This is a genomic window from Paracoccus sp. MBLB3053 (assembly GCF_031822435.1).
Classification (GTDB): domain Bacteria; phylum Pseudomonadota; class Alphaproteobacteria; order Rhodobacterales; family Rhodobacteraceae; genus Paracoccus; species Paracoccus aurantius.
In genome coordinates this window covers 97,068-114,070 of record NZ_JAVQLW010000006.1, presented here as the reverse complement: position 1 = coordinate 114,070, position 17,003 = coordinate 97,068, and the positions used below count along the sequence as shown (strand labels likewise).

General features: G+C 63.1%; 18 protein-coding genes. 11 read left to right on the top strand and 7 right to left on the bottom strand.

Annotated elements, in window-relative coordinates:
• Window positions 1-513 (top strand): replication initiation protein RepC (repC, locus tag RGQ15_RS22305; RefSeq protein ID WP_311163104.1); only part of this gene is annotated, 513 nt, incomplete at its 5' end.
• 61 nt (window positions 514-574) lie between these two features.
• On the opposite strand, the gene RGQ15_RS22300 is transcribed toward repC, so the two are convergent.
• Both RGQ15_RS22300 and RGQ15_RS22295 read right to left on the bottom strand, forming a co-directional pair.
• Window positions 575-1,177 (bottom strand): NADPH-dependent F420 reductase, encoded by a 603-nt coding sequence (locus RGQ15_RS22300; protein ID WP_311163103.1) that lies wholly within the window; start codon window positions 1,175-1,177, stop codon window positions 575-577.
• Window positions 1,178-1,198: 21 nt separating this feature from the next.
• Window positions 1,199-1,942: an SDR family NAD(P)-dependent oxidoreductase gene (locus RGQ15_RS22295; RefSeq protein WP_311163102.1), complete on the bottom strand. Its 744-nt coding sequence runs from the start codon at window positions 1,940-1,942 to the stop codon at window positions 1,199-1,201.
• A gap of 105 nt (window positions 1,943-2,047) precedes the next feature.
• On the opposite strand from RGQ15_RS22295, the gene RGQ15_RS22290 reads away from it, so the two are divergent.
• Both RGQ15_RS22290 and RGQ15_RS22285 read left to right on the top strand, forming a co-directional pair.
• Window positions 2,048-2,986, top strand: a complete 939-nt coding sequence (locus RGQ15_RS22290) for a LysR family transcriptional regulator (protein WP_311163101.1) — start codon at window positions 2,048-2,050, stop codon at window positions 2,984-2,986.
• A 9-nt stretch (window positions 2,987-2,995) separates the two neighbouring features.
• Window positions 2,996-3,262 (top strand): GIY-YIG nuclease family protein, encoded by a 267-nt coding sequence (locus tag RGQ15_RS22285; protein ID WP_311163100.1) that lies wholly within the window; start codon window positions 2,996-2,998, stop codon window positions 3,260-3,262.
• Window positions 3,263-3,277: 15 nt separating this feature from the next.
• On the opposite strand, the gene RGQ15_RS22280 is transcribed toward RGQ15_RS22285, so the two are convergent.
• On the bottom strand, window positions 3,278-5,287 hold the full coding sequence (locus tag RGQ15_RS22280; RefSeq protein WP_311163099.1) for an ATP-dependent helicase: 2,010 nt from the start codon (window positions 5,285-5,287) through the stop codon (window positions 3,278-3,280).
• Window positions 5,288-5,788: 501 nt separating this feature from the next.
• Between RGQ15_RS22280 and RGQ15_RS22275 the strand changes: the two genes are divergently transcribed.
• The 3 genes from RGQ15_RS22275 to RGQ15_RS22265 all read left to right on the top strand — a co-directional run bounded on the left by RGQ15_RS22275 (window position 5,789) and on the right by RGQ15_RS22265 (window position 8,850).
• Window positions 5,789-6,238, top strand: coding sequence for a DUF3768 domain-containing protein (locus RGQ15_RS22275; protein WP_311163098.1), 450 nt, complete (start codon window positions 5,789-5,791; stop codon window positions 6,236-6,238).
• 257 nt (window positions 6,239-6,495) lie between these two features.
• The gene (locus tag RGQ15_RS22270) at window positions 6,496-8,337 is read left to right on the top strand and encodes a ParB/RepB/Spo0J family partition protein (RefSeq protein ID WP_311163096.1); all 1,842 of its coding nucleotides are present in this window, start codon (window positions 6,496-6,498) and stop codon (window positions 8,335-8,337) included.
• A gap of 252 nt (window positions 8,338-8,589) precedes the next feature.
• A complete protein-coding gene (locus RGQ15_RS22265; RefSeq protein ID WP_311163095.1) occupies window positions 8,590-8,850 on the top strand; it encodes a WGR domain-containing protein in 261 nt (86 codons plus the stop codon).
• A gap of 97 nt (window positions 8,851-8,947) precedes the next feature.
• Here the strand turns inward: RGQ15_RS22265 and RGQ15_RS22260 are convergent, their stop codons facing one another.
• Entirely contained in the window at window positions 8,948-9,358 is a 411-nt protein-coding gene (locus tag RGQ15_RS22260; protein WP_311163094.1) for a hypothetical protein, read from the bottom strand.
• Between the two features lie 491 nt (window positions 9,359-9,849).
• On the opposite strand from RGQ15_RS22260, the gene RGQ15_RS22255 reads away from it, so the two are divergent.
• On the top strand, window positions 9,850-10,740 hold the full coding sequence (locus RGQ15_RS22255; RefSeq protein ID WP_311163093.1) for an ArdC family protein: 891 nt from the start codon (window positions 9,850-9,852) through the stop codon (window positions 10,738-10,740).
• A gap of 218 nt (window positions 10,741-10,958) precedes the next feature.
• Here RGQ15_RS22255 and RGQ15_RS22250 read toward each other — a convergent pair whose 3' ends face one another.
• The 3 genes from RGQ15_RS22250 to RGQ15_RS22240 all read right to left on the bottom strand — a co-directional run bounded on the left by RGQ15_RS22250 (window position 10,959) and on the right by RGQ15_RS22240 (window position 12,640).
• Window positions 10,959-11,117, bottom strand: coding sequence for a hypothetical protein (locus tag RGQ15_RS22250; RefSeq protein WP_155097314.1), 159 nt, complete (start codon window positions 11,115-11,117; stop codon window positions 10,959-10,961).
• A gap of 132 nt (window positions 11,118-11,249) precedes the next feature.
• A complete protein-coding gene (locus tag RGQ15_RS22245; RefSeq protein ID WP_311163092.1) occupies window positions 11,250-11,924 on the bottom strand; it encodes a hypothetical protein in 675 nt (224 codons plus the stop codon).
• Window positions 11,924-12,640: a nucleotide-binding protein gene (locus tag RGQ15_RS22240; protein ID WP_311163091.1), complete on the bottom strand. Its 717-nt coding sequence runs from the start codon at window positions 12,638-12,640 to the stop codon at window positions 11,924-11,926. The genes RGQ15_RS22245 and RGQ15_RS22240 overlap by 1 nt, the downstream gene beginning before the upstream one ends.
• A 649-nt stretch (window positions 12,641-13,289) precedes the next feature.
• Here RGQ15_RS22240 and RGQ15_RS22235 point away from each other — a divergent pair.
• The 4 genes from RGQ15_RS22235 (at window position 13,290) to RGQ15_RS22220 (ending at window position 16,989) form a co-directional block, all read left to right on the top strand.
• Entirely contained in the window at window positions 13,290-13,844 is a 555-nt protein-coding gene (locus RGQ15_RS22235; RefSeq protein ID WP_311163090.1) for a ribbon-helix-helix protein, CopG family, read from the top strand.
• On the top strand, window positions 13,837-15,660 hold the full coding sequence (locus RGQ15_RS22230) for a relaxase/mobilization nuclease domain-containing protein (RefSeq protein WP_311163089.1): 1,824 nt from the start codon (window positions 13,837-13,839) through the stop codon (window positions 15,658-15,660). The genes RGQ15_RS22235 and RGQ15_RS22230 overlap by 8 nt, the downstream gene beginning before the upstream one ends.
• A 214-nt stretch (window positions 15,661-15,874) precedes the next feature.
• The gene (locus RGQ15_RS22225; RefSeq protein ID WP_311163108.1) at window positions 15,875-16,162 is read left to right on the top strand and encodes an HU family DNA-binding protein; all 288 of its coding nucleotides are present in this window, start codon (window positions 15,875-15,877) and stop codon (window positions 16,160-16,162) included.
• Window positions 16,163-16,554: 392 nt separating this feature from the next.
• Window positions 16,555-16,989, top strand: a complete 435-nt coding sequence (locus RGQ15_RS22220) for a hypothetical protein (RefSeq protein ID WP_311163088.1) — start codon at window positions 16,555-16,557, stop codon at window positions 16,987-16,989.
• The last annotated feature ends 14 nt before the right edge of the window (window positions 16,990-17,003 follow it).

Below are 17,003 nucleotides of genomic sequence, written 5' to 3'. Positions count from 1 at the left end.
GCAACAGAAATGAACAGCAGTGCAGTTCATATTGAGCAGCACTATCATAATACAAAGAAAAGATACTATGACTCTGAATTCGCTCCGACAGAGAAGAAGTGTGACGCTGAAAAAAGTTCTGAGTGTACCGACGAGGTCATGCTCGAGGCTTCAGCACCAACTGACGAGCTCGGCAAGCACCCAGCATCTTCACTGACGTTACATCTTGTAGCTAAGAGCTGCCCAACAGTTCAAACGTTCTATGAAGAGCCAATCGAAACGTGGTCTCAGCTTCACAACGCTGCATGCTTCCTTCGCACTTCGATGGGCATCAACAAATCTGCTTGGGAGGAAGCTCAGCAAAAAATGGGAAAACTTCAAGCTTCGGTCGTTCTTGCCGCAATGCTCGAACGTTTTAGTGAGATTCGCTCGCCAGGAGCCTATCTGAGGTCGCTCAGTGCTAAAGCCAAAGATGGAAAGTTTTCGTGTGTACCCATGATTGCTGCGCTTTTCAGGCAGGTGCAGGCGGCTTAACAGCTGTTAAGCCGTCTGCTTCTTGGACCAAGATGCAAAATTAACAGCTGTTAAATCTCGTCTACTTAAACCGTACGAGATTAAGCGCGGGCAGCGGCCCGCCGGGGAACTGAGCCAGCAGGCCGCCCACGGAGATCGGGCCCAGATCAATACTGGTAAAACCAAGGCGTTCGATCAATGCGCCAATCGCAGACTTGGATCGGGCCTCGTCGCCGGAATAGAACAGAACACGCCGACCGCCCGCTGATTGAGGATCACTTGAGAGCAGTTCCGGCGGCAGATGATTGAAGGCCTTGACCACCTTTGCACCGGGCACGAGATCCGCGAAGACCTCGGTCGAAAGTCGGCCGCCCAGGTCAGCCGGCTTGAACAGCGGTGCCTCGATCGGGTTGTTCGCATCGATCACAATGCGCCCGCCAAAATCCGGCAGGCCCTTCAGCGCGGCAGGCAGTTTCGACCAGTTCACCGCAACGAAGACAATATCCTTCGATGCAGCTTCCTCGCGGGTGCCTGCCTCGATGCTGGGTCCGATGCCGGCGACCATCTCGCGCAGGCTATCGGGGCCGCGACTGTTCGACAGGGTCGCAGGAATATCGTTGCGGGCGAGGGCGGTGGCGAAGGCGCGGCCGATATTGCCTGCGCCGATAATGCCGATGCTGTTCATGGTTTCTCTCCTGTTGCGGGTTCAGGCGGTTAACCCGCCATCGGCGACGATCTCGGCACCGGTGACGAAAGCCGCCTCGGGGCTGGCGAGGAAGGCGACGACATTGGCAATCTCGGATGGTTGGCCGTAGCGGCCGATCGCCATGCCGGGACCGACGATCTTGGCAACCGGGCCATCGGCCGGGTTCATGTCGGTATCGGTGGGGCCCGGGTGGACGGTGTTGACGGTGATCCCCTTCGGTCCCAGATCCCGAACAAGGCTGCGATTGAAGCCGGTGATCGCGCCTTTGGTCAGGGTGTAAAGCGAGGCGTTCGGAAAACCCGCGTAGCGGGTCATTGACGAGCCGATCTGGATAATCCGCCCGCCGGGTTTCATGTGCCGCGCGGCCTCTTGGGTCGCGACGAAGACTCCGGTGACATTGACTGCGATCATGCGCTGATAGGTCTCGAAAGGGATTTCCTCGATCGGACCGCCAAGGCCGAGACCAGCGTTGTTCACGAGAATGTCGATGCTGCCGAAGGTCTCAATCGTCCGGGTCACGGCAGCGCGGACGGCCTCGGGATCGCCCGCATCCGCAGCGATGGCCAGGGCTTTGCCGCCCTCGGCCTCGATCTCGGCGACGACCTCCGCGGCGCGCTCGGGCGAGGCACTATAGGTCAGGGCGACCGCCGCGCCATCGGCAGCCAGTCTTTTCGCAATCATCGCGCCAATCGAGCGCGAGCCGCCGGTGACGAGGGCAGTTTTTCCAGCAAGGGTGAGGGTCATGGTCTTCACTCCATCGGGTTTCGATGCGGTGAAGATGCGCCTGTTGCTTATTACAAATTAGCCGGTAATCATTTGTCTCGGCTTCAAGTAATCGTTGAAGGTATGATGGAAACCCTCGCCAATCTGGAAAGCTTCGTCAAAAGCGCTGAATCCGCGAGTTTCTCGGAAGCGGCGCGACGCTTGTCCCTAACGCCGGCCGCCGTCAGCCGCAATGTCGCGATGCTGGAGCGCAATCTGGGTGTGCGACTATTCCAGCGCTCTACCCGCAAACTGGTCCTGACCGAGGCGGGGGAAAGGTTCTTGCAATCGATCGGCGGCAATCTCGACGCATTGCAGACGGCGATTGCCGATGTCTCCTCCGGGGCCTCCGAGCCTGCCGGGGTGCTGAAGGTCAGCCTGAGCCCGACATTTGGTGCAGAATTCATTCTGCCGCTGCTGCCCGAACTGATGCGCCGCCACCCGCTGATCCGCCCGGAATGGCATTTCGAGAACCGCCATGTTGATCTGGCTGCCGAAGGCTATGACGTGGCCATCGGCGCGGGGTTTGAGCTGACGCCCGGGATGGTTGCCCGCACACTTGCGCCCGCGCATATCATCGCGGTTGCCGCGCCGGGTTACACGGCCGGTCGCACCCTTCCAAGTGAGCCCGAGGATCTGTCGCGGTTGGACGGGATAGCGATGCGCTCGCTGCGGACGGGTAGGCTGCGGCAATGGGTGATGCGGAATGTGGCTGGGACCGAGAAGGCAGCACCGCTTCCCGACACCATCATCCTCAACGATCCCGCCGCCATGCGCGAGGCAGCAAAGCTGGGCCTTGGCGTGGCGCTGCTGGCTGTGCCCGACGTTCTGCGCGATCTGGAAAACGGCAGCCTGATCCGGTTGCTGCCGCATTGGTTTGCCGATGCCGGGGCAATCTCGCTTTACTACGTGTCGCGGACCTTGCTGCCGGCCAAGACCCGCGTTTTTGTCGACCTCGTTGCCGAGACGTTTAGCCGTGAGCAACTGGCCGAGCGCTTCGCGGGCAGCCTCGCTTCAGAAGGGTAGGGCAGGGGGATGACGGCCTACGCCTATGTTCTCGGTTGCCACGCTAGCGATGGTTACCGCACTTATGTCGGGTGGACCCTGGATCTCGAGCGACGTCTGGCAGAGCACAATTCCGGTACAGCGCTCGGTGCCAAATCGACGCGTGGGCGAAGATGGATCCTGATCTACGCCGAGCGCTTGCCAACGCGAAGCGAGGCGATGAGCCGGGAATGGCACCTGAAGCGCGACCGGCGACTGCGCAGGGAATTGGCCCGAGGCGCTCAGGGCTTCAGCTGAGAAGGGCAGGGGCCCTCACCCCCACATATCCCGCATGCTGGCGCGGATATCGACGCGGCCCAGGGCAGGGGCAGCGGCCTCTGTCGCATGTCGCGGGGACCATCGCGTAACGTCGAAATGCTCCAGCATGTCGCTGGTGATAAAGCGGGTGCGGGCGGCTAAAAGATGGCGGTCGCCGCGCTTGGCCTGCTGGGTGACGTAGAAGCGCAAGGGCACGCCCAAGGTCAGCTGATCCTTGGCCCGGGTCATCGCGACATAAAGCAGACGCCGCTCTTCTTCGAGATCGGCGGTCTGTCCGGTCCCGAGATCCGAGGGGATGCAGCCATCGACCACGTTCAGCACGAAGACCGCCTTCCATTCCTGCCCTTTGGCGGAATGGATGGTCGAGAGGATCAGGTAATCCTCGTCCTTCAGCGGCACTCCGGCTTCGGCGCTGGTCGCCTCGGGCGGGTCGAGCGTCACATCGGTCAGGAACTTCTCGCGCGTAGGGTAGGCCGATGCGATCTGCTCAAGCTGCAGCAGATCGGCGCGGCGGAATTCGGCATCCTCGTGGATGCGGTCGAGATGCGGCTCGTACCACAGCCGAGCGCGACCCAATGCCTCGGGCCAGGTGCCGGGTTGAAGAACGGAGACAAGGTCTTCCCATCCAGTCACCTTGGCGGGCGGCGGCATCTGCGTCAGTGCGGCCAAAGGATCGGGGCTGGCGGCGATGCGGTCCAGCAGTTTCGCCGCTGTCGCCGCCCCCAGTCCCGGCAGCAATTGCAGCAGCCGGAACCCGGCCACCCGGTCGCGCGGGTTCTGGGCAAAGCGTAGCAAGGCCAGCAGATCCTTGACATGCGCGGCCTCAAGGAATTTCAGCCCGCCAAATTTGACGAAGGGGATATTGCGGCGGGTCAGTTCGATCTCGAGTTGGCCGGAATGGCTCGAGGTCCGGAACAGCACCGCCTGCTGTTTTAGCGTCATGCCGCCCTCGCGATTGACCAGAACCTGATTGGCAATGAAGCGGGCTTGACCCGCCTCATCCGGCAGGTTCACCAGACGTGGTTTCTCGGTCGAGGCCCGATCTGACCAGAGATCCTTGGTGAACCGCTCCGAGGCGCGCGCGATCACCGCATTGGCCGCCGTCAGGATCGGTTGGGTCGAACGGTAATTGCGCTCCAGCGTCACCACGCAAGCAGGTGGGGTGAAGGTGGCAGGGAAGTCTAGGATGTTGCGCACCGTCGCGGCGCGGAAAGCATAGATCGATTGCGCGTCATCGCCGACGACGGTCAACCCGCGCCCCTCGGGCTTCAGCGCCAGAAGGATGCGCGCCTGCATCCGGTTGGTGTCCTGGTATTCGTCGATCAGGACATGATCCCAAAGCGCGCCGAGATGGGCGGCGAAGCCCGGATCCTCCATCACCTGCGCCCAGGCCAGCAGCAGGTCGTCGTAATCGAGCACATTCTGTGTCTGCTTGGCCGCGACATAGGCCCCGAAGAGGCGCTTTAACTCACCCTCCCACATCGCGCACCAAGGGAAGTGATCGGTCAGGACCTCGCTGAGCGGCGCGCCGGAATTCACCACGCGGGAATAGATCGCCAGGCAGGTGCCCTTGGCCGGAAACCGGGTCTGCGCTTTGGAGAAGCCCAGCTCATGGCGGCAAAGATTCATCAGATCAGCGGAATCCTCGCGATCATGGATGGTGAATTCCGGGTTCAAGCCGATCTGCAACGCCAGATCGCGCAGGATGCGGGCGCCGATGCCATGGAAGGTGCCGGCCCAGGTCAGAGCCTCGGCTGCGTAGCCGCTGCCCATAACGCTCTCGGTGATCCGCGACACCTGCCGGGTCAGTTCCGCGGCGGCGCGACGCGAGAAGGTCATCAGCAGGATGCGCCGCGGATCGGCTCCCTGTTTCAAAAGATGGGCGACGCGATGGGCCAGCGTGTTGGTCTTGCCCGATCCCGCCCCGGCAATGATCAGCAGCGGATCCATGCCATGCTCGACGGCCTGGCGCTGTGCCGCATTGAGGTTTTGCAGATAGCCCATGTCGTCCCCCGGTCCTTGCAGATGAATTAGCGCAATTGGAACGGAAAGGGAACGTGCTTGGCGAGACCGTTCTGAGTAGTCCTAACCGAAGTCGAAAGAAGAGGGCAGGGCAGGGGAGGTGACCACTCTGCCCAGACGTTCTGATTCCGCCGCAGGGATAAGTCAGACGCGCGGGGATTCGGACGAGCCGAACGCCCGCATCCCTGCCTGAGCCGCGCGGAAGCGCGTCCGTATTGGGAACCGCCGGTTCCCCCACGCAAGCCCGGCGAGCGGCGTCAGAGGCGGTGTCCCCAACCACGGTCTCGGCCGGGGGCCGAGCTGCGTGGCCGGGAGATCCCCCTCCCCCTCTTCCTTGTCGCCGGGCTGGCGCGGGCCCCCCTCCTGCCCTCGCCGGGAGGCAGTCCGGCAAGAGAGGCGCCGCTTCGCGGACCTCACTTGCCAGACCGCCCCGATTATTCGGCAACAGACCGGAACGGGGCCTCACCACGAAGGAGGCCAGATATGGCTCACTATCAATGCAAGAGCTGCGGCGAGATCGAAGTCTCGGACCTGACCGCGCCCGAGGCTTGCACCCAATGCGGAGAGAGCGGTGTAACCGATCTCGACGCCCAGACCGCAGAAATCGCCAAGGCCAATGATGCCTTCCGCGCCGCGATCATTCAGGGCGGCCATCCCGAGCTGCTCGGCCAAGTGGTTTGCACTCAAGGTGTCGCCGCTGAAGGCCTTGGCTTCATGGCCCGCGCCCAGATCGAAGTCGCGGGTATTGCGAGCTTCACCGAAGAAAACGACCCATATGGCGATCATTCCTTCGGGGCGCTGACCATCAGCGGCAAGAAAATCTGGTGGAAGATCGATATATACGATGCCGATTACCGTTTCGGAGCGGCCGATCCCTTGGACGCGACCCAGACCCGCCGCGTCCTGACCCTGCTTTTCCCCAGCGAATACTGACCCCCGTCCCGGCCCTGCGCGGCAGGGCCGGGACACCAAGGCGCAACTCGCGCCGGAAGGGAGGTGAGAGAAATCAGCAAAGAGATGATGCAGCGCCGCAGGATCGAGGCCTGGGCGCTTCTCAGGAAGGGCGATCCTTTTGGCATCGGCCGCCGCTTCCTGATCCAGCACGGGGCGATCTGAGCCCCAACGCCTCAGCCCATAAGGGCTGGGGCAAGCCTAGCAGAATGTTTTCCAACATCACAAGGAATGTCCCAATGAATGAACAGAGCCGTATCGTCGCCGACGCAGCCCGCTTTCCGCTCGCGCAACTCGTGCTTTCAACTATCAACCCGCGCCAGCATGTCGATGAGGCCGAAGTGGCGGAACTGGCCGAGAGCATCTGGACCGCTGGTCTGATCCAGAACCTTGCCGGTATCGAGACGGAGGCCGGCGAGATAGAGATTGTCGCCGGTGGTCGGCGCTTGCGGGCGCTGCAATTCCTCGCCGCGCGTCACGACGATCTGGCAGCAACCCGTCCCGAACTCGCCAATCCGCCGGTGCGGATCGCGCCCGATGCCCATACCGCGCAGGCTTGGGCTTTGGCGGAGAACGCAGCGCGACGTGATCTCCACCCGGCGGACGAGATCCGCGCCTATGGCAAGATGGCGCAGAGTGGCGCAACGATGCCAATCATCGCCCGCGCCTTTGCCGTCAGCGAGAAACATGTCCAGCGCCGCCTTGCTTTGGCGGGGTTGCCGCAAGCGGTAATCGCCGCCCTGGCCGCGAATGAGATCAGTCTCGGCATGGCGGCGGCCTTCACCATCAGCATGGACGCGGCGCGCAGTCTTGAAGTGCTGGAATTGTGTAGGAGCCGGGATTGGTCCGAGCATCAGATCAGGAAAGCGCTGAAACCCGAGGCGGTGAAGCTGAGCGACCGTCGCGCATGTTTTGTCGGGCTGGAGGCCTATCAAGCCGACGGAGGCCGCGTCAGTCGCGATCTCTTCGCCGAAGATATCTTGCTCGATGATCCGGACATCCTCGACACCGTTTTTGCCGCGGCGCTCGCCGAGCTTGCCGAGGACCATCGGGGCGAGGGCTGGAAATGGGTCGAGATGAGCTTCGAGAGCTATGTCGGCTACTACCAGATCGAAGAGGGCAAATTCGCCCGGCTCTATAAGCAGGAGGGCGCGCTCTCGGCAGACCAAGCCGCGCGTTTTGATGAACTGGCTGCACTTGACGAGGCCGAGACGCTGGATGCGGCAACCCGCGACGAACTGACCGCGCTGCAAGCCATCCGCGAGGGCAGCTATAGCGCAGCGCAGGAGGCGCATTCAGGCCTGATCCTCTATGTCGATCCGCGCGGCGCAGTGCAGATTTGTGCCGGGTTGGTGCGCAAGGAAGACAAACCGGCAGCCATCGCCGCCGGGCTTTTGATTGCTTCGCAGCATGAGCGCGAAGAGCCCCCGAAATCGCCGATCTCGCAAAAGCTGCGCGAGGATCTCGACCGGGTCGCGCAAGGCGCAAGGCAGCATGCCGTGCTGCGTGATCCAGAACTTCTTCTCGACCTGCTGGCCTTCCAACTCAGCCATGCGCTGCATTGGCAGAAGCCTTTCGGGATTTCTCCGGGCGAAGTACCGAACTGGCCGATCACCGGGGCCGAGGGTTATGCACTCGATCCGCGTCTCGCGGAACACCCTGCCCGCGACATGCAGGGCAGGGATCTCGCCAAAAGCTTCCGCGCTTTCCGCCAGAAAGGCAGTGAACATATCCGGGGCGAACTCACGCGTTTTCTCGCCGCGCAATATCAGGGTGGGGATGCCAAGCTTGCCGCGCTGATCGAGAAGGTGACCCAGCCCCGGACCCGCGAGATCTGGACGCCCAATGCCGCGAATTTCTTCTCGCGCGTTTCAGGCCCCTATCTTTCGCAAATCTGGCGCGAGCTCTTGGATATTGCGGAGGATGCGCCGAGCGCATTGGCCTTCGACAGGCTCAAAAAATCCGAGAAGGCGGCGCAGTTGGAAAGCCTCTTTTCTGACGTCGCCATGCGCGAGGCGCTTGGTGTCACCGAGGAACAGGCCAGCCGCATTTCCAATTGGCTGCCCGAAGGCATGTCCTGAAACGGCGGCGGGGCAGAGTGCCCCGCCATGTCCTTCTTGGTTCGGCGGCGCATGAGCGCCACCGCTCTCAAGGAGGTTGGAACCCGGCTTCGTGGTGAAGCACGCCTTGGCCCCGCATCTTGCGGGGCCCTTTTTTTTTGCGCGCGCGGCTTGCGCTTACCCCGCACCCAAAATGTAAGGGAAGGATTTCAGGCCCTTGGCGAGAAATGCCTGCCGCTGCTATTCTGGCCCTACGAGGGGAGCAGGATCCAGATGCGCGATCTTGAAGATCAGATTGATGTCTTTCCGCGCGAGATAGTGCTGCGGCGGATCGATCCTGACCGCAATATGCGGCGCTTCTATCGCCTCTCGGTCGAGCCTGATCTCTTCGGCGGTGCCAGCCTGGTGCGGCAATGGGGCCGCATCGGCAGGCCGGGTCAGCATCTGAGCGAGCCGCATGCGGATGAGGGCCAAGCGATCAATGCTCTGCTGCGACTGGCCGCCGCCAAACGCAGGCGTGGCTATCAGGCCTGAATACCGCGCGGTTGGTGCTGACGCGAATGCGGGCGCAGGGCAAACCGCGTGCGGCCCTTCCGATCAGGAACCCTTCACCACCCCCGGCAGGCCGGGATCAGGCTTTGAGGGAGAGTTTCGCGAGAGCTTCGGTGATTTGGACCGGATCATGCGGCAGATCGGTATTGAAAAGCTTGGCGGCGAGTTGGCGCAGCAGCACGATCTCTGTCGCCATCACTGAGCCCACCTTGCCCTGCAGATTGGCAAGATCGGGGCCATGCAGCGCGGCATCGAGGTCGCTCAGCGCGCGGGCAGCGCTGGTAATGCCGGTGAGGATGTCGGCGCGGGTTTGGTCGTCGAGTGGCAACGCTTGGCTTCCTTTCCATGGCTTCTGAAGGCACGCAATAGTTGTATAAGTGCAACGAGACCACCACTTGTACGGTTCCTCGGCGGATTCTCGCAGCGGTTTGACCTCGAAACCGGCGGCAAATTGCCCCCGCCTGTCGTAGTCGCTGCGATCAGTGACCATAGAAGACCATGAGAGGCGTCGATTTCTGCGCAACCTGATGAATGCCCGCTCCCCTTTTCGGCGGCGGAAGCGCTCGGATGATCTTTTCATGATCGAATGAGGACCGCGCCAGAGGCGCGGCCCGAGCCGGGAAATTGTCGGTGCGGCGGATCGACCGGGCAGGGCCCGGCTCACCACCGCGCCGCGGTTCTTTCCACTCCTGATTTGTCCGCCTCGCATCCCCGGCGCGGTCGGATCAATGGGCAAGCGCCGCGTGTGCCGCGCGTCGTAGCGCGACCGGGCCGTGTCCTCGCGCTCACGCGCTGCGGGCCGCACCACCCCGGTCCCGCGACCCATGACCGCCCGCGCCGGGGCCACGGGCCGGGCTTTGCCCTTCCCGCTCTGCCCTCCGGAAAACACGGAGGTTTTCCAGAGAACAGACGGAAAGGCTCCGCCCAAAGCGGACGAGGGGGCGAGAGCTTCAAGGCCGCGACAGCATTGGAGGGCCGAAGATGGCATTCGATCTTTATCAGCAGGTGACCGACAGCATTATTGCCAGCCTCGAGGCGGGCAGCCCGGCATGGCGCAAGCCCTGGACCGGCGAAGGTAGGGCGGCACAGATGCCCTTGCGCGGCAATGGCGAGGCCTATCGCGGGATCAATGTGCTGATGCTCTGGCTGGCGGCATCGGCGCAGGGCTATGGCAGCGCCTATTGGTTTACCTATAAGCAGGCCGAGGCCGCAGGCGGTCAGGTCCGCAAGGGCGAGAAAAGCGCCACCGTGGTCAAATACGGCACCCTCGCGCGGGAAGACGAAGACAGCGGCGCCGAAAAGCGCATCCCCTATTTGAAGAGCTACCGGGTCTTCAATGCCGACCAGATCGACGGCTTGCCGGAAGAATTTCACGCTTCAGCCGCTGAACCTATCCGCGATCTCGGCACACAGCCCGATCCGCGCCTCGAGGCTTTCTTCGCCGCCATCGGGGCGGATATCCGCGTGAGTGACGAGCCGCAGGCCTATTACGACCCGCAGGCGGATTACATCCATATGCCGCCGATCTCGAGCTTTTATGACGCGGCCGGGTTCTACGGGACGCTGGCGCATGAGGCCTGCCATTGGACCGGCCATGGCACCCGCCTTGACCGGCTCGACCGCTTTGCCGCGCGCCAGGCCTATGCCTTCGAGGAGCTGATTGCCGAGATTGGCAATTGCATGCTCTGCGCCCAGCTTGGCCTGACCCCGGACTTCGGCCAATCGGCGGCCTATGTCGAAAGCTGGCTGCGCGCCCTGCAAGACGACAAGCGGATGATCTTCAAGGCCGCGACCGAGGCGCAGAAGGCGGCAGATTTCCTGCTGGCCTGCGCCGGTGCGGCCAAGCCGGTGGAGCAAGGCGAGGCCGCCTGACGGCCCGAGATTTCCTAGCCAACACTGCGCCCGCCGCGTCGAGCGGCGGGCGCCAACAGGGGAGCGGAAAATCCGGCCGAGCCGGATTTCCACCTGTGAAACCCGCGCCGGGCTCAATGTGCGCCGGTCGCGGTCACTAACCCGCTGAAGTAGACTTCGGGGATATCGCGTGTTCGTGCCCGATCAAAAGCGTCATTCGCTTAGGCTGCCACTTGTCGTTACAGCAGCTGATCGTGTTGGCGCACCGCGCGGCAGGCCGCCGTCCGGCCGTCCTGGCATGACGCACGCAGTTCCGACGGGGTCTTGCCTTTGACCGATCCACCGGATGAGCAGGCGCTTATCGCCATGATGACGAGGACGAGGCTGAATTTGGTCATGAGCTTCCTTTTGGTCTGCGGGCGTGAGGGTGCCAGGTTACTGACCGGAGCGACCACCCGCCATCCTTGATGACGGCGGCTGACGTCGTCTCGATACAGGTCTTGCAGGGTGCCCCATGCTCGGAGGCCCGGTCAATATCCCGCCCGGGTCAGGAATTTGTCGAGATGCGCGATCACCTTAGCCCTGACCCAGCGCGACAGGGCCGGAGTCAGTCCGGCCAGACCCTCGGGATCGATTTCCTGGCACAGCCGGGTATGGGCGGCGCGGGACAAGGTGATCGAACTGTCGAAACGATGCGGCGATTGTTTGGCCCGCTCGGTCGGGATGTCGCGATAGTCGATCCCGGCTTCCAGCGCCGCGACAAGCTCGGGGCGCAACTCTGTCATGGCGCGTCGGAGCACGGTGCCGGTCGGGCAGCGCGCCTTCTCGGCCCATGCTCCCGCGCGCGCGACCAAGTCATCGGGCAGGCGGTAAAGCACGCGGATTGTCACCATCTCTTCGCTCGCGCGCTGCAACCCGCGCGTCAGGGCGGGGGTGGCTCCGGGGCGCGGCGCTGCGCGGCGTTTTTGCTTGGCTGAGGTTTTCGCCACGGCCGCCCTTACTGTCGCTTGCCCGTCTTTCACAGGTTCGCTTGCCGTCTCGGTCTCGGTCTCGGTCTCGGTCTCGGTCTCGGTCTCGGTCTCGGTCTCGGTCTCCGGCGCGGGCGCCGGAACTTCCTCTGGTCCCGCCGCCGCCTCGAATTCCAGCCGCCGGCTGAATCCGGGATCGGGGGCCGAGATCCGACCCGGCAGCTTGAGCTTGGCCATTACCCTTCCTCCCGGATGGTGCGATCGAGCTCGGTCAGGACCTCGTCCATTTCCTGCAGCGCGGTCGCCAGATGGTTGGCGACGCCGGGGTTTCTGGTGCTCCTACGGATCTCGCCCAAGAGCCCCTGACCGTCGAGCCTTGTATACATCGCCCGGTTCATCACCACCTCGCCCAGCACCGGCATATTGCGGATCACCTGCTCATAGATCTCATGCTCGGCGGCCGAGCGGGAAAGCGGTACGCGATTGAGCAGCACCCGGAAGGGCGGCAATTCGCCCGGATCCTCGACGCGGGATTTGAGCCGGATATACCAAAGCCCGGTCTCGAGGCTTTCCTCGTAGTTATTCGCCGAGAGCATGCAGGGCGCGATCAGCAGATGCGAGATCAGCGCGAGATGATCCTGCGCCTCCGAGCCGCCGCCAAAAGTGTCGACCAGAATGAGATGTTCCTGATCGGGCTGGGCAAAGATCGCAGTGATCTCAGCGATCACCGCAGCCGCAGAAAGTGTCGGAATGACCCGGACCAGGTCATTCCAATGGCCCTGCGCCTTGGCGCGCTCCATCCATTTCCAACTGCTGCGGCTCTCATCGGTGTCGAAGATGGTGACGCTCTCGCCACGCTCGGCCGCCGCCGAGGCCAGCCCCATGATCAGCGTGGTCTTGCCGCAGCCGCCCTTGCGGTTCATCGCGGTGATGACACGAATGCCGTTCTGCATCAGCTCTCCTCCGGTTCCGCCGCGCGGGGTCCAACGCACCTCCCGCAAGACAACACCCGCATAGCGCGACACACAACACACGAAACGCGAAGCGTAAACCAATAAGCGGAAAGCCGCACACGCGGTACGGAACCCGTCTCGCGGCATGCGGTAAATGCGTTCCGCGAACTCTCACCGCGCCCCGTGATAGTTTCGAGGTTTTCTGCACTTGCGATCTCCCAGCCGCGGCATGTTGAGGCCGCGTCAATGGGGGCTGCCACTGTCTAGCGATCAGATACCCGCAGGCTGCGCCATCCGTCCCATCGTCAGTTTCCTGGAAAATCCTTCGCTTCTCCCAAGCAGCTTCGGCGTTTTGGGCGTGAAGGTGCGTCGCCACCTCGCCACGCGCGCAGGGGCCGGACAGCCGTCACAACCCCGCCCGCGGGCCCTTGGCAGCGTCTCACGGCAGCGGCTGCCCGAGGGGGGGCAGCCTCCGGGCGCGCTGCGCCCGAAACGGCCGGGCCTCTGGCCCGAAGCCTGGGGCATGGAAGCAAACGGACCCTTTGCGCCGTACCGATGGCCTCCCGGTCGGCGCGCCCTGCGCAAGCTCCGGTTGCGTTGACAGCTGGAGTCGCATCTGGCAGCAAAGGGCTATGGCAGGAAATGCGCAATGTGTACAAAGCTCGCGCCCTGCCGGATCGGAGGGGCAGTGACGGGTTTCACGCAGGGCTCAGATCAAAGGCGAGGGGCGGCAGATGCCGCCGCCACTGGGGTGGACGCCGCCAAGCTGAAGCGGGCCAAGACCCGGCGCATCCGGGACTCCGGGGCGACCACGACCTCGGGCAAGGCGGTGACGGTGCGGCTCTCACCGGAGGAACTCGAGGCGCTGGCGCGGTTGCAGTTGCGGATGGGGGCCAGCTCGCGCTCGGATGCCCTGCGCTCGGTGCTGCGGGCCAGTGTCGGCATGCTGGAATTCCCGCCCGAGGAGGCCGCGAAGCTCGGCGAGATCAAATCCGAACTGCATAAGATCGGGGTGAATGTGAACCAGATTGCCCTGGCCGCCAATCGCGGCCGCGTCGATCTCGCCCGCGCCGAATGGCAGGTGCTGAACGAGCTGCGCCTCGCGCTGCCGAAGCTCCGGACCTGGCTCAATGCCGTGGTCGAGGAACAGCGCCGCCGCGGCGTGCGGCTGTTCCGCAGTTATTCGGAGCGTGCGGATGGCTAGCGTGACGGAAGGGGTCCTCGAGGACTTGCGCCTGCGCTATCTGCGCGGTGGCAAGGGATCCACGCGGCAACGCTTCACCACTCGCGCCAATAATCTCTGGCGTCTGGCCCAGGGCTCGAATGCCGCGGTGCTGAAGAAGATCCATCATGGCGGCACCCATAACCGCAAGCAGCTCGGCAATCAGTTCGACTATCTCTTCTCCAAGGCCAGTGCGATCTTCGGCAATATGGTCGAGCATGATCCGGAGCGCCGCACCTTGAGCCGCGAGGAGCGCAAGACCATTGCCGGGGATTGGGAAGATGCCTGGACGGGTGATCCGAAGAATGGCCATACCACGCATCTGCTTTTGTCCTTTCCGGCCGATGTCGCACCGCATCGTGCGCTGCAGGTTGCCGAGATCTGGGCGGCGGAAATGTTTCAAAGCGGCCGGCATGTCGCGGATGAATGGGCCTATATCGCGGCCTTGCATACCGACCGCAGTCACCCTCATGTCCATATCGTCATCAACAATCGCGGGCTGGAACACGACAGCTGGTTCTACATGGCCAAGGGCCATGCCTTTGACGTGATCACGATGAAGGAGCGCGTTGTCGAGATCGCCGCCGAGCAGGGGCTTTTTCTCGACAGTGCCTCGCGCATCGAGCGCGGCAAGCTCACCTATGGCCCGTCACGGGCCGAGCTCGAGCGGGCTTTGCGCGAGGGCCGCGAGGTCCGGGAAGTGCCGCTGCAGGGGCCGGCCATTCGTGATGCTTTGGCGCAGATCCGCGAGAATGTCGCCACCTTGCAGCTCTTTTCCTCGATGGCGCGGCAGAGCCGCGAGGCGGAACTGGCCAGCAAGATCGAGGCCGTCGCGCAGATCCTCGCGCGCGGCGGGATCATTCAATCGACGGAGGAGTTCATGCAGGCACAGGATGTTCAGAACCGTGGCGATCTCGGCCGCTATTACGATGCCTGGCTCGACAGGGTCGAGACCGGCATCCGGCAATTGCCGCAAAGCGAGCAGGGCGAGATGCGGCGCGAATTCTACGCGGCGGCATCCGATGTTGCGCGCGAGCTTGGTGATGACCGTGGCGCCGCATTGATGCAACGCCCGGCGCGTGAGGTCTTGCATCGCAACCAGATCGGCGAGACTGCGATGACCCGCGAAGGCGTCACCCACGAGATCGGCCCTGACGGCATCGCCGAGATCCGCGAAAGGATTGCCGAGGCGGCGAAATCCGTCGGGCTTGATCCGGCCCAAATCCAGGACCGCATGGGCCAAGGCGCGGTCAATGCCTGGCAGGAGCGCGATTGGACGCGGCAGGATATTCAGGCGGTGGCGGAGAGCCGGGGCCTCAATCTCGCCGGCGATAGGGATCGGGGCGAGGCCGCAGGCCTGGTCGAAAGCTTCTATGCCAAGGCCGCCGAACTGCTGGATCGCAGCTTCGAGCCGCGCCGCGAGCATGATCGCCTGTTACGCACTCTGCAGACCATGGCGCAGACGGTGAAGCAGGACGGGCAGGTCGCCTTCCAGAGTGACGACCATGCTGGGCGTTTTGTCAAAGATCTGACCCAGCGCTACGGCGACGATCTGATGGCACGGCTGGCCAAGGGCGACGATCGGGCACTGGCGCTTGATATTCCAGACCCCGCGCAACGGCGCGACATCGCGCGCGCCATCACCGCCGCCGCCGAACAGCATGAGAGCATGGGGCTAAGTTTGAAACAGGTCCACGAGGCCAAGGCGCGGCTGCAGGATCTGGGCGTGGGTGAGGGCAGGCGCCAGGCGGACCGCTCGCAAGCGCCTGACCGTGAAGATCGGGAACGCGAGCGTTAGGAACATGGCAAAGGAGGGCAGGGCTGTGGAGATCGACGAGGGCAAGATTGGCGACTGCGGGCTGGCCTTGCTCGTCGCGAGCTATTTGGCCCGCCCCTTGCTTCTGTCACGTGCCATCATTGCGTCGTGATGGAAGCGGTGCCTTTTAACTTGCCAGATGCTGGTCCTTCGATTGGGATAGCAAAAAGTGCGGAAAGCAGGAGGAAATTTGCAGATGTCCAAGTCATTGACCAAGGCTGAACTGATCACTGAGCGCGCCAGTCGCGCGGGTACGGAAAAGAAGGCGGCAACCGCGATCATCGAAGCACTTAGCGGCTTGATCCACGATCAGGTGGTTGCGGGTGGTGCGATCACCATCCCGGAAGTCGGCAAGATTTATTGCCGTGAACGTGCCGCACGCACAGTCCGAAACCCCTCGACCGGCGCGGCAATTGAGAAGGAAGCTGACCGTGCGGTGAAAATGACCTTTGCCAAGACGATCAAGGACAAGGTGAACGCCTGAGATCTGGTTGAGGCCTAGCGAGGTGCGCTGTCAATCAGCGCGCCTTTCGAATCCAGAATCTGCGTCTGCTTCCCAGCACCTTGGCCGTCACGCTGCGAACCTCGCTGACAGACAGAATGGGCCGGTTTGCTGACCGCTGCAGTGCGGCACGGCGGCTGCAGCATGTTTGATCAAGCGGTCATTCAGGCGATGCGCAGCGTGGAGCGGTGTCTTGCTACAGAGATCGGGCGGTTTGCTGACCGTGGGTTTGCAGCATCGCTGGCGCAGCGAACTCGGAAAGCCGCCATTCGGTGGTTGATCGTGCCGGGCTTCATCTAAAAGCATGAGCAAGCAAGACTCTGGCGCGTTCAGTAACATCCGGCTATTAGTTCTCGCATCCAACTGAGTTCATGATGCACCATATAGCCCGATCCGTTGCCATTAGCTTCGCGGCCATGCGCCGGGCGGTGGCGCTGGTCATGGTCCTGCCCTTCGTGCTGCTGTCGCTGATGGCGCAGGGCACGATGGTGGCGCAGGGTGTGACGCCGGAAAGCTTCATGGTCGTGCTTTGCGCCGATCACCTCCCGGTCGAGATGGTGCTGGATGGCGAGGGCAATGTCGTTCGCGCCGACGAATATCGCGCCGAGCATAGCCAACCGGTTCCCAAAACGCCGAAGCCGCCTTGCGATTGGTCGGTTCATGCCCAGCCCATGCTGGGCGCCGCGCCGATGCTGCCGATTGTCGCGGCGATGATGGGCCAGCCTGCCGATCTCGCCCCCGCGCATGATCTGCGCGTCTTGCGCGCCGAGGTACTGGCCCCCTCGGCCCGGGGACCTCCTGCTGCCTGAGTTCCGCACCGCTT

What these genes read in the sequence shown, in the direction of transcription:
- RGQ15_RS22280 (WP_311163099.1), bottom strand. Translation starts at nt 5,287, where the DNA reads ATGGGCTATCTGCAAAACCTCAATGCGGCACAGCGCCAGGCCGTCGAG.
- RGQ15_RS22295 (WP_311163102.1), bottom strand. Translation starts at nt 1,942, where the DNA reads ATGACCCTCACCCTTGCTGGAAAAACTGCCCTCGTCACCGGCGGCTCG.
- RGQ15_RS22255 (WP_311163093.1), top strand. Translation starts at nt 9,850, where the DNA reads ATGGCATTCGATCTTTATCAGCAGGTGACCGACAGCATTATTGCCAGC.
- RGQ15_RS22250 (WP_155097314.1), bottom strand. Translation starts at nt 11,117, where the DNA reads ATGACCAAATTCAGCCTCGTCCTCGTCATCATGGCGATAAGCGCCTGC.
- RGQ15_RS22265 (WP_311163095.1), top strand. Translation starts at nt 8,590, where the DNA reads ATGCGCGATCTTGAAGATCAGATTGATGTCTTTCCGCGCGAGATAGTG.
- RGQ15_RS22270 (WP_311163096.1), top strand. Translation starts at nt 6,496, where the DNA reads ATGAATGAACAGAGCCGTATCGTCGCCGACGCAGCCCGCTTTCCGCTC.
- RGQ15_RS22285 (WP_311163100.1), top strand. Translation starts at nt 2,996, where the DNA reads ATGACGGCCTACGCCTATGTTCTCGGTTGCCACGCTAGCGATGGTTAC.
- RGQ15_RS22290 (WP_311163101.1), top strand. Translation starts at nt 2,048, where the DNA reads ATGGAAACCCTCGCCAATCTGGAAAGCTTCGTCAAAAGCGCTGAATCC.
- RGQ15_RS22275 (WP_311163098.1), top strand. Translation starts at nt 5,789, where the DNA reads ATGGCTCACTATCAATGCAAGAGCTGCGGCGAGATCGAAGTCTCGGAC.
- RGQ15_RS22225 (WP_311163108.1), top strand. Translation starts at nt 15,875, where the DNA reads ATGTCCAAGTCATTGACCAAGGCTGAACTGATCACTGAGCGCGCCAGT.
- RGQ15_RS22240 (WP_311163091.1), bottom strand. Translation starts at nt 12,640, where the DNA reads ATGCAGAACGGCATTCGTGTCATCACCGCGATGAACCGCAAGGGCGGC.
- RGQ15_RS22235 (WP_311163090.1), top strand. Translation starts at nt 13,290, where the DNA reads ATGTGTACAAAGCTCGCGCCCTGCCGGATCGGAGGGGCAGTGACGGGT.
- RGQ15_RS22220 (WP_311163088.1), top strand. Translation starts at nt 16,555, where the DNA reads ATGCACCATATAGCCCGATCCGTTGCCATTAGCTTCGCGGCCATGCGC.
- RGQ15_RS22245 (WP_311163092.1), bottom strand. Translation starts at nt 11,924, where the DNA reads ATGGCCAAGCTCAAGCTGCCGGGTCGGATCTCGGCCCCCGATCCCGGA.
- RGQ15_RS22260 (WP_311163094.1), bottom strand. Translation starts at nt 9,358, where the DNA reads ATGGTCACTGATCGCAGCGACTACGACAGGCGGGGGCAATTTGCCGCC.
- RGQ15_RS22230 (WP_311163089.1), top strand. Translation starts at nt 13,837, where the DNA reads ATGGCTAGCGTGACGGAAGGGGTCCTCGAGGACTTGCGCCTGCGCTAT.
- RGQ15_RS22300 (WP_311163103.1), bottom strand. Translation starts at nt 1,177, where the DNA reads ATGAACAGCATCGGCATTATCGGCGCAGGCAATATCGGCCGCGCCTTC.